The sequence below is a fragment of the Microbulbifer maximicatervae (SeqCode) genome (assembly GCF_056232625.1).
The window spans coordinates 815,893-831,888 of sequence record NZ_CP174324.1 but is presented as its reverse complement, the minus strand read 5'-3'; the positions used below and the strand labels follow the sequence as shown (position 1 = coordinate 831,888).

Genomic DNA, 15,996 nt, shown 5'->3' with positions numbered 1-15,996 from the left:
AATTATCGCCCGATAGTTAGCGATCACGAAAGGTGAGCTAGCCATCTCCTCAGGGCGAGATTGAAATTTACTGCCAGTAAAAATTGCTGGTTAAGCTGTAAGCGCGGCCTTATCAAGACCGCGCTTCAGGCTCCTGCATACGGTTCAGGGCTGAAATGGCCATTTGTACTATAAAGATGGAATCGATTCCGGTCTTTTCTATAGAGGGCGGCCCTGGCAAACACGGGCTCTACCGTTACTTTCCCCCAGCAACAATCTAATCTTGATGCAACCTCACGCCCCTGTGCCCAGGAAATACCGTCCAATTGTATCGACTGTTGCGAGAATCCAGCAAACCGATCATTGAAAAATTCACCGACATAGTATGTATCACTGAAAAGCCTCTAAATTTAGGGAGCCTCTGAATAATTCCGTGATGTCTCTGGCTTGCAGAGCGGTTCACAATCAAGGCGCGACTTCGCAGGAATGTCTAGACCTTTCAAGAAGTTGCAACGCGGAGTGTGAATCGCTCTGAAAGCCCCATAGGGCGGGCCTTGAAGGCCACAGCTGCTGCGTTGCAACTCTTGCAAAGGGCTATGGCCATTCGCGGCGAGCTGCGCCTATCATCTGCAGCCTTCAAGGCCCGCAGAGATATTACGGAATTATTCAGAGGCTCCTTAATGCCAGCCATACTGCTTATATAACATTTCGAAAATCAAACACTCTTAAAACCCAAAGCCCCAACTTGATCTAAATCAATTTCACCAGGATAAAGAATGATTGGAGGTTAAATTTCAACGCTGGTTCAAACGATAGTCCGTTAGGATCGGTGTTCTTGTGCCTCTCAGGTACAGGGGAAGGTGCTGGCGGCAAGACCAGGCTTGGGTCGCCAGTAACGATACTTTCCCCAAGTTATCAAGTCGGAACTTTATGCCAATGAAGCCCCCCCTGGGAGATGAAAGTTTCAATCCCGTTATCGGGCGGCTCGAATTTGGCCTAATCGCAGCACGGCTTCCAGCTGAACAACGCTGCAATATCCGTGTGGAACTTTTCGAGTTCCCTTAAACCGTTGTTTAGTGGTGATGCTTGGCTGTAGTGCCCTTTAAGCACCATCAAAAAGACCGAGATCAAAAGAAGTCAACGCGAAACCTAAAGCGTTCAGCATTAGAAAACGTAACATTAGGGCTAGACCGGCCAGTACTGAGTGACAGTAGGGATAGTATGGGATGAATGTCGAACAATTACACAAAACATGGCTCCAAGCCCCGAATACAATAGCCATTATTGAGTGTTGCCACAATGGATTCAGGGCCCCCCTTCAGGCTGGAGTCATTCCAACCTGTGCGCAGCCCTACACCCAACCCCTGCACCAGTAAACCCTGAACAGCCCGGGTTAATTGCCAATTAAAGCAGCAAAACCCATCCCCAAAGACTTAATCAGAAAGTGGTTTAATACTAAGAAGTGAAAAGCATTGAATACTCCTCTTACGAGAGGCTGAGCAAACTGACGGCCACGGAGATAGTTGTCGAATGTCAACATTGTGGGGATTTATTTGAGATACAGACGCTACTGGTTCCACCCGGAAAATCTATTGAGTTAAGTCTTTCCCCTTTTTTAAACCTGATCATCATGGACACCGGCTATGCGAAGGTCACCTCTCGCAATAGCCCCTTTGAGCTTTCAAAAGGGCAGGTTTGGCTAGCGGGTTCAGGACACAGCTGTAAACTCAGCAACACCAGTAGCGGCCAACAAGCGGTTATCGTGGCTGTCGGCATCCGGGAAACCATGCTCAACCGCTTCTGCAAAAGATATAACCATTCGTTGCACAGCGAGAAACACAGGATCACCGTCGAAAAACCAATGTTCCCTGAAGGGAGTACGCCAATTATATTCCCCAACTGCCATTTAACTGACCTGACTTTGTCATCCTTTAAGCTGGTTAAGCAGCTTGGCGACAATCAACTGAGTGCATTAAAGCTGGAAGAATTGTTACTCTTAAAATTAAGCAGTACACACGGCCAAATTCTTGCAGGCGAACTCCTTGACAGGGCAAATCCTGAGATCCATAGCTTTAAACGCTATATGGAGGAAAATGCCACCAAGTGCTGGACCGTAGCCATGTATGCCGAAAATATTGGAATGTGCCTAACCTTATTTAGGAGAAAATTTAGGCTGGTATTTAATGGCATCTCTCCTAAATTGTGGCTCATTGAGCAGCGTCTTCGTCACGCAGACTTTAAATTGCGCACCACCAATATGCGGCTCGTAGATATTGCCGAGGAATCAGGCTTTTCCAGCCAGTCATATTTCACACAGACTTACAAAGCTAAATATGGCTTCACGCCTACCGAGGCAAAACAAATCGCCCAAAAAGCGTGATATTTCGGCCTATTTAATGGCAAATAGAGTGTCGAGTATCATTAGCCTAGCGATACTCGACTGCGAACCAGAACCAGAACCAGAACCAGAAAAACTACGGCTTCCCCAGGCAGCTTAGAATTACTAAAGAGCCTGTAAATAAATCTACAGTCTCCCTGCCTAGCCTGAAGGTTATATGTGTTAGGTGTTGTTCGCTATTGTTGAAGATCAGTCTTAAACCTGTGCCTTGCTGCTTTTGAAGCTCCCGATGTTCGCACGCTTTTTAGTATCCCACTATGATAGAGCTTTAGTAGTACCATCTATATCCCCCCCTCTCCGGTTGTTACTTCGCTAGGGTTCCTACATCGCTCAGCTTTGAAGAGTCAGTGTCTCCCGCCAGGATACGAGCGTAAGATCATCAAAATTGTCGTATGGGTTTATATTCTATGCCCCAAAGGCACCAGGAAGTTCTTATAGCGGTAGCTAAAATCAGAAGCTTCTGAAGAAGAGTCAGAGTCAGTCTCGCCATTTAGAATTTCTTCAATTAGTTCATCAGGGGCACCCAGCTGTCCAAGATTACCAACTTCCGAAGCAAATTTTAGAAACGGTGGAAGATCTTCGGCATCCGATGATAAAGATTCAGAATTACTATCTACAAGTGCCAGTATTTTTTCTTTCAGCCTGGAATCCTGACTTGTAGCCTCCCCTGGCGTTTCGCCAATGGCCGTTTTTTTAAATTCAAGGCCTTTACTGGTCATTAGTGAGTGCTTGCTTTTTTCCGAGGGATTCATATCTTTCTCACCCTCTTCTTTCCCGAGATTAACCGGCTGTATTTTTAACGGACTTTTTGGCTGCCCCCCTTTAGAATTAGGTGCCCTTCTCAAGCCCCCCATGGATTTCAAGATTCTTTCTTTCAACTTTGAAAAATAGCTTTCCTTTTTTTTGCTCTGCCCAGTATCGGGCGCCCCCTCACTAGATCTCAATTGTGGTTTTTTGCGGCTAATGCGCGGACCGGCCATCAGTGTACCTTCTTTGTCAACGGTAATAATTGTCGGATCTGCCAGATGAGTGCTTCTGATTAGTAAGCACAGGCATATCGAGATAGACACATCCAATAGTAGGGACCATTGACCAATTAAATCTTTCAGTTTTAACTTGTTTTTTTAGATTGTAGTCTTTTCGGCCACCTGATAAACGCCTTCGGTAGCGAAGGGTACTGCGCCAGATTGGTGTCCATGCGAATAAGGCACTCCACCCTGCGCTTTCCAGGGAGAATGACACTAGGGCCAAGTCCCAACAGGCAGGATTGTCTAAGCCCAATCAGTAGGTAATGGTTGCCCCGCCCACATAAACACTAACACTCAACTTGAATGCGCTGGCATTCTAAAACGAAATATCCAGGAAGCCCCGGGGAATCCCGAAGAGCGAGCGGTGGAGAGCGCAGACATTGCATCAGACCTTTTCAGCCATAGAGACCGACACAGAGATGACTGGTTTACTTCGCCCTCCTATTAGCAGCAGTAAGTACGACTCTCCATAGCCTTAAAAAATCCACAAAGTTACCGGGCCCGCATATGAACCTTCTTAGGGAGCCTCTGAATAACTCCGTGATATCTCTGGCATGCAGAGCGGTTCACAATCAAGGCGCGGCTTCGCAGGAATGTCTAGACCTTTCAAGAAGTCGCAACGCGGAGTGTGCATCGCTTTGCAAGCCCCGAAGGGCGGGCCTTGAAGGCCACAGCTGCTGCGTTGCAGCTCTTGCAAAGGACTACGGCCATTCACGGCGAGCTGCGCCTAACATCTGCAGCCTTCAAGACCCGCAGAGGCATTACGGAGTTATTCAGAGGCTCCTTAGTTTCTGCGGGTGCGGGAACTATAAAAACGGTGTCGAACTGCTGAAACCCTATTGCCTCGGAGAAGGAAAATTAATCAAGGTTCCAATAGCCAACAAGGCTCTGCTGGCCAGGCAAAAAGCCAGGACACTATCATTTTTAAACGGTGGGTAATACCCGCTATTCGAGCCCCCACCCAAAGCGGCGGGGGATGGCCTTACAAGGCCGAGCGGTAATTAATAAATATAGACTGCACCAGCAGAGGTGGCGTCAATATTGCGCTGGTCACCATTGATCCCGGTGGCATTACTGGACTCACCATAAGCGCCCACCGCCAGGGTAGCGCCATCGGCGCTGAGATTTACAGATATACCAAAAAATGCATGTAAATCTGTATTGCTTGCCTTTACATAAGCCTGCTGCGTCCAGCTGGCCCCCTGCCGGGTAAACACATAAACCGCGCCCGCGCCCTCTAATTGGTTATTGTACTGCTCTCCATTAACCCCCCGACTCTTGCTATGCTCATTGTCGGCGCCTACCGCCAGGGTATTGCCATCGGCACTAAGGCTTACCGACCTGCCGAAGAAATCGCCCGCTTCGGCATTACTGGCCTTGAGATAGGCCTGCTGCATCCAGCCAGCTCCCTGCCGTACAAACAGGTAAACTGCGCCCGAATCTTCCGCTCCAATGCTGCCCTGGATACCACCGACACCTGTAGCACCACTGGCATCACTGGGCATCCCCACCGCCAGAACATTGCCATCAGCATTGAGGCTGACTGAAACACCTCTCTCGTCAACTTCATCGATACTGTTAGCCTTCAGGTAGGTTTCCTGAATCCATGCATCACTCTGGCGGGCAAACAAATATACCGCCCCCCCCTCATAGCGGGTTCCCACCGCCAGGGTGTTGCCATCAGCACTGAGACTGACAGACCAACCAAAGTGCTTACTTGTATCAGCATTAGCGGCGCTCAGGTACGCCTGCCGCTCCCAGCTGTCGTCCCGCCGTGTAAATAAATAAACTGCGCCAGCAGTTTCGGCCTCGCTATCCTCCTGATCCTCCTGATCCTCCTGATCCTCCTGATCCTCATTGGCACTAGCTATTTCATAAGGTGCACCCACCGCCAAGGTGTTGCCATCGGCACTGAGACTAACTGACAAACCAAAGGAGTTATTGGTATCGCTATCACCCTCCAAATAGGCTTGTTGCGCCCAGCTATTATCCTGACGTATAAAAATATACACTGCTGCAGGGCCGTCCCAAGAGGAACTGGCGCCTTGTGGTCGAGTACCGACTGCCAAGCTGGAACCATCGGCGCTGAGACTGACAGAATTACCAAAGCTGCCCGAAACCGGGGGATTACTGGCCTTGAGGTAGGCCTGCTGCACCCAGCGAGCATCCTGTCGCGCAAACATATAAACCGCACCAGAAAGCGGAAACTCATTATTGTCCTGATCGCCATCGACTCCCGAGGCACCACTGCCCTCACCAGGCGCCCCTACTGCCAGGGTGTTAGCATCAGCGCTGAGACTGACAGAGCCTCCAAAGAAATCATATCCATTGGTATTGCTGGCTTTAAAATAACCCACCGCAGAATCCAAAGAATCACTAACCGACAGCGGCTCTGAGTCGGTGCACCGCTCCTGGTCACCCTGCCCACTACATGCCTGAATCAAGTATTGCGCATTGGTCCGCGCATAGAGCGGCACCTCCAGTGCCAAGGTTTCACTCCCCTGCGGAATATCCTCTGCAACCCGGGTAAAACCGGAGAGCCCGTCGGGGTTTTCCAATAGGTGGTAATGGCTGGCGTTCGCAGCATCAGTCCAGGTGAAACGGAACACCTTTATCGGTTCAAAGTCGAGCGCAAAATCCCGCACGGCATTTGATGTGGCCGGCGGATCTTCAGCTGGTGGATCTTCAGCGGGCGGGTCTTCAGCCGGTGGATCTTCAGCCGGTGGGTCTTCAGCCGGTGGGTCTTCAGCCGGTGGGTCTTCAGCCGGTGGGTCTTCAGTCGGTGGGTCTTCGACAGCTGGCGTTTCAGTGGCCGAATCATCGCTACCCGATCCCCCGCCGCTACAGGCCGCCAGGAAAGAAAGAAGTACTGCTATAACAATGGCTTTTAAATATTGGCTGGTCATATTTACCTAACGTATTGTTCTATTATCACCGGAGGAGTATCCAAACTTTTCTTTATGGTCCTTTAATTTTGTTGCACTTTGTAATTGTCAGTGAAATATCAATGCAATACTGCCGGCCTTTACGAAAGAGCCCCTGGCAAAAAAGGTATTTCTATATACAAGTAGCAATATTCTGCAAGTGCGAAGCATCAGCGAAATCAATAACGTACTAATAAACTGTTACCTTGTGAAATTGATAAAAATCAACAAACTGCCAAAAAGACAGATTAACAATATGGTATTTCACATTAATACCAGGCCGCAAAGAAAATTGAGTTTGCTGGAGCCCACTAAAGCTGCGGTAGACAAACGTGTGTCGATCACCTTGCCTTTCTAGGGCCCCTTATCTTCACTAAATACTAGCCGCCTTAAAGATCATCCCGATCATGTTTTTTCAGCACTTTTACACTTTCTATATTATCAATACGGTTACCTTTAGCCGTACCATAAAAAGTAACGCGATCTCCTATGCCTACGCCTTTATTCCTTGCCTGCCCAGAATTTATCAAGTAGTAACTACCTGAGCTTTCATCTTTAATAGAAAAAAAGTACTCCGACTTATCAATATCTATTGTGTCGAAAACTATTTCTTCCTCAACGATTCCGCTAAAGTGCTCCCCTGCATGGGCGATTATTGAAAGTGCCAACCCAATAGTAAAAAGCAGTGTGCGCATAATATTAGACTCCCTATCTTGAACTTTCCGAATCTGTCTAGTCGTTATAAGTTATTGATATCGTTGCAGTATTTTTACTGATATCTTTTGCTTCAAACTTTATTTTAAGCCCATTATTGTAATCAATAAAATCATCTCCAAACTCCTTCAGAGTAGAAACACGCGTATATACTGGCGAGAAATCATTGTTGGGTAAGTAGCTAATGGTTATATGGCCAACATTCCAGAGATTTGAATTCATGATATCGTGTTCGATATGATAACTAATATAATAGTTGTCATTCCCATGGTTGTTGTTCGCGCTGCTAATCTTCACTTGTTGCGGCAATTCTTTTGATAGCTCATTTAATGGAAGCTGTATTGCCTGCAGCTCAACCGTCTGGACCATACCCGCAACCGGCGTTATTGTTTGCGTGTATTCTGGAAACAGGTCATACCAGCCCAGTAAGTCTCGATGGCCGCTGCCAAACACCTGGCTCCAGGTGTTTCCCATTATCTCACCGGTTCCAGAGTAATTTGCGCCAACATCCACTTGGCCATCATTGTTGCGGTCTACACCAGAATGGCCAAATCGCATATTATGGCCTATCTCATGCATAAAAGTGAGCTTGGTTATTTCCGAAGAACCATTTTGCAGCCCCACCATTGTCCAGTTACCGCCATTAGAGGCGGTACCTAAAACCGCAAGTCCAAATATAGACTCAGGAAAAAGGTAAACCAAATGGTCCCATTTATTTAAGTCCAATGGCTCATTGTTTTCATCGACATAAGTAGCTTTAGCCCATGCAGCGGCTTCCTTGCTGAACGTCAATCCTCCATCTGTATACTCACCACCCAAGTGCTCACGCTCATATAGCTCCTTATAACTGAGCGCATCACCATTAATTTTGTCAGGGACTTGATAAACAATACAGTCTAATGCGCTCTTCTCTTGGCCAGGGTTCCCATAACAATAGTTATCCAGGGACTTATCATTTACACGGTGCCGAATAAATTCATATTGGCCCAGAGAATTATTTGAAAATATCGTAGATATAGAGTCATCATTATTGAAAAACAAATCAGCCAAGTCAGGTACACTGTAGGCTTCCAGTGCCGACTTATCATCAAACTCCATATAAATAAATACGACGCTACGTTCCGTATTTTCTACCGTTTTTATTTCAAACACTACAGGGTGAGAGGCACCATCACTCAGTTTAATATCAACGATATCCTGGACCGACTCGCCGACCTCTAAACTTTGGGAGGCTTCTGTGAGAGAATACTCCCAATATCCGTTACTGAAAATTTCGAGGTCACCATATGCCCCCCGAACTTTTTCTTCTGTAAAATTGGGCGTATTACCATCAACGTCATCTATAGTGAGATTACCAGAAGAAAATTCTACCTTTTCTACATACAGGGTTGCCAGGGGGCTTTTAATGTTCAACGCGTAAGGATCATCAAACCCTAACACACTAATAGAAACAGTAGCTGTATCATCAGTTCCAACTATTCCCACCTGAAAAGAGTCTTTAGCAGTTTGCCCCCCAGCAATGGGGTTAGACAACTCTTCGTCAATAGCATAGATCCAGTGCCCACTCGAATCGACCGAAAACTCTCCATAATCACCTTGGAAAGTACCTGAATCAAATGTCACATCCTTACCATTTACGTCTTTGAGTTCCCCTGTAATCTCCTCTTCCAAATCCTCTTTAATACTGCCTGATCCACCATCTATAGTGTATGAACTTCCACTATCATCTGAACCTGTGCCATCCCCGCCTGAATCGCCTGAACCCGAACCGCCTGAACCGCCTGAGCCCGAACCACTTGATGAAGCACTGTCTGAGCCTGTGGCCTCTGACCCAGAACTACCACCTCCACCACAAGAGGCCAATAAAACACAAATAATAAATGCTGAAGCAAGCCTAAGATTTTTCACCATGCCTTTCCCTCGATTAAACTATAAGGAGCCCGTGAACAAGTAAGGATACGACCTGAAAATGTGAACCAGTTTTGTTATTAACGTACGAAATATGTTTAGCCGTATCCAATACTAGCTATAATTAGAAACTCTATTCATTTCTATAGAGCGTTCTACATCACCTTACAGGCCGCCATTATTTATTCATTTGGCGTCAAGCGCTTTAGGTTTTGATGCGGTTATTTTAGTTTTTGGGCTTTTTTTGATAAAAGCAAGATCCTCTATTCAATTGCTAATGCGGGCCGGTTGACTCCCGCACTAGCAAGCTATCATGGCAAAGCGATATCGGATCGAGATCTTGCAATAGGTTAATTACCCTAACATAGCAACTTTCTATACACCTCTGGCGCGAGAGCATTAAAATTGAGTCATGTATAAGTTCCAATCCATAAGTCACAGGCAACAATGTGCAGACGCTATGCATTACTGGCTAAATTAACTGTGCCTACTAGCTGGATTTTGAGAAATTAGGGTCGCAATTGCTGTATTTTCTAAGCTCCCTCGCCCACAAAAATCTCCCATGGTATTTAAAGCGGGCTCGATAATGGCTTTTCTAGGCGGGACTCTGGCCATACCTATTTTAAGTCGCTCGCGACAGACTGTAGCTTCTATATCTACATAGATACGAGCTTTACATCCTTAAAGGTGACACCTTTAAGGCGTTACGACTCTGTGTAAGCCCAGGCGGGTTCAGAAATTGCACCCCGGGATTAAGAACTCCTGGGAACCAAGCAAATCCCCCCCCTCAGCCTGCGAACTATTGGACTTAGCTAAGGAGCCTCTGAATAACTCCGTAATGCCTCTGCGGGTCTTGAAGGCTGCAGATGTTAGGCGCAGCTCGCCGTGAATGGCCGTAGCCCTTTGCAAGAGCTGCAACGCAGCAGCTGTGGCCTTCAAGGCCCGCCCTTCGGGGCTTGCAGAGCGATGCACACTCCGCGTTGCGACTTCTTGAAAGGTCTAGACATTCCTGCGAAGCCGCGCCTTGATTGTGAACCGCTCTGCATGCCAGAGATATCACGGAGTTATTCAGAGGCTCCCTAACAAATTTAGCCTCAAACCGAAACCACACCTAACCCCTAAAACGATCTATTAAAGGGTGCAACCAGAATAAAAACTTGGTTATTATAGGTGCTGCGTAATTACCCTACTAAAACTTTATTGATAGACCTAAACGGCAGCCTCTCAGGAACCAATCGCGCGGAGCGACATATGCCCATAAAAAGCTTAACAGCCACGAAGTCTGGCCCACTAAAACAGGTGGGCCAGGCGCGAAATACCTATCGTGAACATACGAGCAATTTCGCAAAAGCAGTTAGCAAGTGTAAGAAAATTGCTTTTGCCTCCACGCAACTGTTGAGTCCCAAGAAGATAGCTTTCAACCTTCCAAAGAAAATAGTCTTATGTAAGAGTACACTTACGAAATCAAGGATATTATTTTCAAGTGACTTTAAGAAAATAAACAGCACGCTAAAAACTAAGTCACTTGAGAACCCACCCTTAAAAAGTACCACTCCAGACAAAGCTAAAGAGGCTCCTTGCAAAGGAAAGTATCCGCACTTTAATGCGGACTTGAGAGAATCGGATCCATTGACCCCATCAGTTATATCCAAGCCCGATTCTACATCTCTATATTGGGATGATTTCAGCTCCTATAATTTGCAGGCATCTGATGGATTTCCCCGTACCCAGAGAGTACATTTAACCTGGGATGATTTTTGAATAGTGTCAATCAGGAACCGGGCTATTTTGCACTCTATTCAAGTGAAGTCATGAATGACAACCTGAATGAGGAGGCCGTGAGAACTTTCGCCCCCGCCTGCGAACCTTGAAGGTTAACGATATTAGGCCCGGCTCGCAGTCCTTCTTACAAGGAGCAATGCAGCAGATACAATCTACAAGGTGTCATTCGGGGACTTTTTGATCGGTTTACGCCCAGCGTTGCACCACTTAAAAATCCATAGGCTCCTGTAAAGTCTTATCCTGATTATAAACCGCACCGAAAGACAGAGATAACGCAGAATTATTCGGAGACTCCCCGCCCCTGGAACACCCCTCACACCTGGCGATAGCTAAGGTATCCAGGCCTGATGTCCCGCCGCAAAACAAGCCGAAAGTATAGCCCCCGTCTGCCAGCCACGCTGAAGCGGCGGTATCAAGTGCTGATATCACTCGACCCGACTGCTCAATCCCACTGTTCAATTCAAACAATTACACCAAAGCCTTACACCACCAACAAAACCGTTGGCCGGGGAGCGATCAAATAAATGTCCAAAATATAAAAATATCAGTCCAATATCAAAAGATATTCCCATTTAAGGAATGTAGGGTACACATTTTTTCTTCAGGGACAGCTAGCCCGATATTATTTTAGTGGTATCACGGAGTTATTTGCCCCCCTTGGATGGACCTGTCGTGTCACGTTATGTTTTTTAACGGCGTCAAGCCGCAGTGTACATGAGGGTATGGTTTTAAGTTAATTCTAAGAACCTACGGAGCCTCTGAAAAATTCCGCAATACCTCTACGGGGCTTTCAGAGGCACCTTAGATTTTGCATTTGGAGAGAGCAGGTGTTGATAGTGGCATTAGCAATTAAAGGGTTAAGTGATGACTGGTAGAGGGTGTGCGCTTAAGCTGGCGCGTAAGTTTCAAGGCAGGCTTGCATGGGATTTTGATCAGGGTCTACCTGTGCTGGGTGTAAAAAAGGAGTTTAGCGCCTGTGTATGCTTAAGTGCCCATTGGGTTAAATATCGTTCCGATGGTAAGCATTTACACCATAGGCTGGGCGGTTATTTTGATAAAGGAGAATATATTTCATTCAATGACAATTTTTATAGTTATATTACACATTTAGATGTCCATTCACAGCTAGGGCCCAGCTCTTGGGACCATTATTTGCAACTACTGGGATTGAACAACCTGCATCTTGAGTGGAAAGGCGGGGAACTGGGTACCCTACCAGAGACTATATCAACGGCAAATAGTTGCTGTGCGATAATCGTCTTTTACTCAAAAAAGGATAAAAGTACTCCCCATACGGCCTCCGCATGGCTCTCCGGTGATGATGGACTGTTTTTCTTCGACCCCAATATTGGTGAACTCCAGTTTGGGTCTGGAGATAAATTTTCTACTTTCCTTCATCTGCTGATTAGCACCATATATAACACTGATGTTGAATATGACTCATGGAAAATTTGCTGGGTAAGAAATAGGTGAAAGCGGGTCGCTGGACGCATGCTCGCTAGAAACTCCAGCGAACCCTAGCAATTTAACCCGATTAGTTCGGGCCCGACCTGACAGAACGCCTCCTGGAAAACAAGCGACTACAAGGCCAAGCAAGAATCAATCCTGTTGAATCAACGAGAACAATCATAATTGGCCTTGAAGTGTTTCGGTAAAAACCGTCCGGCATTCCTGCTATTGAAGGAGAGGATTATCCGGAAGGCCTGACTACAAATTCCACTAACCCTGAAGGTAACAATATTTACAGAACAATTTATATCCTATGATACAGCTCGTAAAGAGACTGATTGGGTCGACAATTCATTCTTTTTAGTTCAGCCGTCACTACGTCGATTACTCCTCGCTGCATTTGCTGTTTTGGAGTTAGCTCATGTCTAATTCTACTCTGTGCCTCATAAATAATACCAATGGTCCTCTCAAAAAAAGCAAGCTCGTTGATATTCTGTTTAGCCCATTTCAGCGAGCTAATGTGATATTTATGATATTCACTGTCCGAACTGTTAAATTTCTCTAGAAGGTCGTCAATAACTTTAGATCTAAATTCCGATGAATAATCGAAGACATTTGCATCCTCTTTATAATAAAAGCTTGTCAAAAGGGCCGCCTTTGCTTTATAGAAGTCTGGCGCTATATTTAAGCGATCCTCCTCCGGAAGGCCATTCAAGCTAAGGATAACCTCTTCAAATCCAACCGTTTCAAGCGCTGACTCCTCAACGCCTCCATCCGAACTATCACACTCCACAAGAGCACTCATAATATCCACCATCTTGACTTTTAACTCTTGGTACTTTGAGAAAAAAAGTGCCTCTGCCTTTGTGGATTTCTCTTTATCTTCAGCCGAATATTTTTTAAGCTGTATAGCCGCCCCCATCTGCTCTTTATCGTTTTTTAAGGAAGAAGAAACCTCCTCTTCTGCGCTGACACTCTTTGATGTTATCGCTGATGGAGCCTTAGTCATTGCGAGTGGCTTTTTGCTTACTAAACCCATCCTGGAGAATAGCGCTTCCCTTGCCTGCCTAAACCTTCCAGGCCTTGTTAACCTTCTTGTTGCATGGGCTTCTACTCTATTAGCGGGAGCGGTTTGCTTACTATTGACTTTTGAAAATGGATAGCTCATTTTTTTCCTTGGCTACAATGCCAATCTAATAGTGATATCTGATTGTTAAATTAAAAATATAGACTTAATAGTATCAATAACCCCAATGCTTGCCTTAAAGGAGCTGGGATCATTTTTCGTTTCTTCCATAGCCCAATACAGCTCATCTAAGCAATACTTGGTGCCTGAGGGCTCCAAATTTTTAGCCGGTTCACCTTCCTTTTCAGGGTTTCAAGGAGATCCATTCTGAATCCTTTTGAGCACTCCTCAAGTGTTATATTTTTTCATGATTGAAGCTTTTAATGAATTCTTCCATTGCCTTCCGCTCCGCAATCACAGTAGGTTGCAGGACAGGCGACATATAAATTGGTGTCGGATTAAAATTAAAAGCCTCCTATTCAGGGGCGGGCTTATTCGGACTTTGCACCTCTACCGCTACTGAATGAACATTCAATCGAGCCTTATCTGATTCTTTATGCTTTGAAAAAATTGCTTGCGCCCCCTCATATTTGTTTTTGCGCTCTGCATCTGTTTTAAACAGCAATTATCGCTTAGAGGCAGAAATCTTACTGGCAAAGGGAATAGATACAGGATTTTTAGCATCCCTTTCTTTACTTTTTTCGGGGAGCTGGCTCACATTAAGAAATTGCTTTTTCAGCTTATCCAGCTTTTCTTATTTTTGCTCTAGCAGATTAAGCCGTGAATTCTGGACCTGACCTCAATTATTATCAGAAGTCGCACCCGTTACCGCCTGTTTTTTTGCCACTTCCGATAGTTAAGGAGCCTCTTTCACTCCACATACAGTACATATTGATTAGAAAGAGTTGTCAGATAGACCTCATTAACAATGAAGACCTATCAGCTATCACACCATGATTATCAATGTGCTTGGGGGATTGCTTGGGGCCGAAGCCAGCACAAGCTATCCCCCTTTGCTAACGCCAAGAATATTGGGTTTTGCCGGGGCTAACGCTAACGTAAATAGGTGAACGCATCTTCTCCAGCCTCACCATTCTCATTAAAGAGATTAACCTCCGCCTCAGAGCTACAATCGGAGCCATAGTCAGATTCAAGCTCAAATTCAGGTTCAGGTTCAGGTTCAGGTTCAGGTTCACGCACTAACTCGAACGCAAACTTTGTTGGAGGCTTCTCGAATTTCGCTTTATACTCCTTAGCAAGCTCTTCCACCTTCTCACTTTTTTCATCCTTCGTGAAATTATGCCAATTCTTTAAAGATTTCTCAGTAGAGGGTGGGTTCTCCGGCAGCCCACTTTCTTTCTCTTTATTTTTGGCAAGAGAAGACACCTCTTCTCTTTTATCGACAGCAGTAACCGATGTAGGATTTTTAGGCTCTATTTCTTTATTTCCCCCCTGAGGCTGCCCCGCATTATTGAGCTGTTTCCCTAACTCAGCCTGCGCTTCACGCCTTCTATCCGCCACTCTATTCTGTGAATGACGAGCCTGGCCTCGATCATTATCGCCGGGCGCACTCGTTACCGCCTGCTTTTTTGTGGCGCTACCAATGGGTAATTCTGGGGGCATTTTTCACTCCATATACAGTTTATTTTTGCTGGAAAGGATGTCAGATAGGCCACTTTAACCTGAAGGGCTTAACATCAACCCTTTGCTCAAACTGAATTCTACCCCTATTCAACTTTCTGGATCTTTCACAAACGGCCCTAAATTTTTAAATTTTGAGCTTAAATGAGTTCCCTGGCACCGATTTTTAGATACAGGCAGTTCTGGTACGCAGTAAGCCAGGCCAGAAAATTTAACTTCCATCTAATTTAAAACTACACTTAATGAGACATCCGACTATGCTGACTCTTTACGCCACACACCAAGTATGTCAGCTATGCTCAATAGCCAGTAGAAATCGACCCAAAGTCCATTACCTTTACATATTGAATGCCTGAAACCACCGAAAGCACGCCCCGTTCAACCAAACTATTTCTTATTATTAAATGTTAGAGGTGGTCGATACTTGGATTTATTATTTACATACATGCCAGCACTTTCACCTCTCTTAAAAACCACTGTGTAACACCCTACCATTAAAGAAACACATCAAGTTAAAAATATATCAACCGCCTTTTTTCTCCACCTGTCCGCTGCAGCCTCATCCCCTTCAAATAAATTTCTAACGAACTTACCTTGAGTCGCCAACCTATTAATAATAAATTCTGACGACCTTGGCAACTTTGCACTATCCCGCTCATGCCACTTCTTATCATTGGAATTAAAAAAATCTGCATAAATTTTTGCAAATTCATCCGTTAATCTAGTGAAACCCAGCTCACGCAACTCCTCAATTTTCTTATTAATCTCATCCGTGAAGCCTCCACCTTTAACAGGAGTCGGCGATCGATCCGATTTACGTGAATCAAATTGTTTAACTGTTGCATCAACTAAATATAATTCATTCGGATTCTTTTTATCCCGGACTATACATATCGCATGCCTAGCGTTATTGCCGGGCAAGGCATCTGCCAATTGATAGACTTTTGCTGACACATCTTGGAACTGCTCATTAAGCTTGTTTGCAATAAGCTCACTAAAAGGTCCACAGCACGCTCGAAGATGCGGACCATTGCCAAAGGACTCTCTTAGAAAGCCTATAGATTTTAACATTTGCGCCCGAGGGTTGCTGGAAGGGGCTACATTAGC

General features: G+C 45.6%; 9 protein-coding genes. 2 read left to right on the top strand and 7 right to left on the bottom strand.

Annotated elements, in window-relative coordinates; genetic code table 11:
* Positions 1 to 1,441 precede the first annotated feature (1,441 nt).
* Positions 1,442 to 2,359, top strand: a complete 918-nt coding sequence (locus ACJJI6_RS03620) for a helix-turn-helix transcriptional regulator (protein ID WP_444917424.1) — start codon at positions 1,442 to 1,444, stop codon at positions 2,357 to 2,359.
* A gap of 416 nt (positions 2,360 to 2,775) precedes the next feature.
* On the opposite strand, the gene ACJJI6_RS03615 is transcribed toward ACJJI6_RS03620, so the two are convergent.
* The 4 genes from ACJJI6_RS03615 to ACJJI6_RS03600 all read right to left on the bottom strand — a co-directional run bounded on the left by ACJJI6_RS03615 (position 2,776) and on the right by ACJJI6_RS03600 (position 8,954).
* Complete coding sequence (locus tag ACJJI6_RS03615) at positions 2,776 to 3,453, bottom strand: hypothetical protein (protein ID WP_475712517.1); 678 nt, start codon at positions 3,451 to 3,453, stop codon at positions 2,776 to 2,778.
* 953 nt (positions 3,454 to 4,406) lie between these two features.
* A complete protein-coding gene (locus ACJJI6_RS03610; RefSeq protein WP_475712516.1) occupies positions 4,407 to 6,311 on the bottom strand; it encodes a hypothetical protein in 1,905 nt (634 codons plus the stop codon).
* Positions 6,312 to 6,718: 407 nt separating this feature from the next.
* On the bottom strand, positions 6,719 to 7,024 hold the full coding sequence (locus ACJJI6_RS03605; RefSeq protein WP_444917427.1) for a hypothetical protein: 306 nt from the start codon (positions 7,022 to 7,024) through the stop codon (positions 6,719 to 6,721).
* Positions 7,025 to 7,061: 37 nt separating this feature from the next.
* The gene (locus ACJJI6_RS03600; RefSeq protein WP_475712515.1) at positions 7,062 to 8,954 is read right to left on the bottom strand and encodes a VCBS domain-containing protein; all 1,893 of its coding nucleotides are present in this window, start codon (positions 8,952 to 8,954) and stop codon (positions 7,062 to 7,064) included.
* Positions 8,955 to 11,597: 2,643 nt separating this feature from the next.
* On the opposite strand from ACJJI6_RS03600, the gene ACJJI6_RS03595 reads away from it, so the two are divergent.
* Positions 11,598 to 12,206 (top strand): YopT-type cysteine protease domain-containing protein, encoded by a 609-nt coding sequence (locus tag ACJJI6_RS03595; protein WP_444917430.1) that lies wholly within the window; start codon positions 11,598 to 11,600, stop codon positions 12,204 to 12,206.
* A 280-nt stretch (positions 12,207 to 12,486) separates the two neighbouring features.
* Here ACJJI6_RS03595 and ACJJI6_RS03590 read toward each other — a convergent pair whose 3' ends face one another.
* From ACJJI6_RS03590 to ACJJI6_RS03580, 3 genes are all read right to left on the bottom strand, one after another.
* Positions 12,487 to 13,350: a hypothetical protein gene (locus ACJJI6_RS03590; RefSeq protein WP_475712514.1), complete on the bottom strand. Its 864-nt coding sequence runs from the start codon at positions 13,348 to 13,350 to the stop codon at positions 12,487 to 12,489.
* 951 nt (positions 13,351 to 14,301) lie between these two features.
* Positions 14,302 to 14,871, bottom strand: a complete 570-nt coding sequence (locus tag ACJJI6_RS03585; RefSeq protein ID WP_475712513.1) for a hypothetical protein — start codon at positions 14,869 to 14,871, stop codon at positions 14,302 to 14,304.
* Between the two features lie 525 nt (positions 14,872 to 15,396).
* A complete protein-coding gene (locus tag ACJJI6_RS03580) occupies positions 15,397 to 15,960 on the bottom strand; it encodes a hypothetical protein (RefSeq protein ID WP_475712512.1) in 564 nt (187 codons plus the stop codon).
* Between the last annotated feature and the right edge of the window lie 36 nt (positions 15,961 to 15,996).

Excerpts from the sequence above, each read along its gene's own strand:
- ACJJI6_RS03610 (WP_475712516.1), bottom strand. The coding sequence starts at position 6,311 with ATGACCAGCCAATATTTAAAAGCCATTGTTATAGCAGTACTTCTTTCT.
- ACJJI6_RS03605 (WP_444917427.1), bottom strand. The coding sequence starts at position 7,024 with ATGCGCACACTGCTTTTTACTATTGGGTTGGCACTTTCAATAATCGCC.
- ACJJI6_RS03600 (WP_475712515.1), bottom strand. The coding sequence starts at position 8,954 with ATGGTGAAAAATCTTAGGCTTGCTTCAGCATTTATTATTTGTGTTTTA.
- ACJJI6_RS03595 (WP_444917430.1), top strand. The coding sequence starts at position 11,598 with ATGACTGGTAGAGGGTGTGCGCTTAAGCTGGCGCGTAAGTTTCAAGGC.
- ACJJI6_RS03590 (WP_475712514.1), bottom strand. The coding sequence starts at position 13,350 with ATGAGCTATCCATTTTCAAAAGTCAATAGTAAGCAAACCGCTCCCGCT.
- ACJJI6_RS03585 (WP_475712513.1), bottom strand. The coding sequence starts at position 14,871 with ATGCCCCCAGAATTACCCATTGGTAGCGCCACAAAAAAGCAGGCGGTA.
- ACJJI6_RS03580 (WP_475712512.1), bottom strand. The coding sequence starts at position 15,960 with ATGTTAAAATCTATAGGCTTTCTAAGAGAGTCCTTTGGCAATGGTCCG.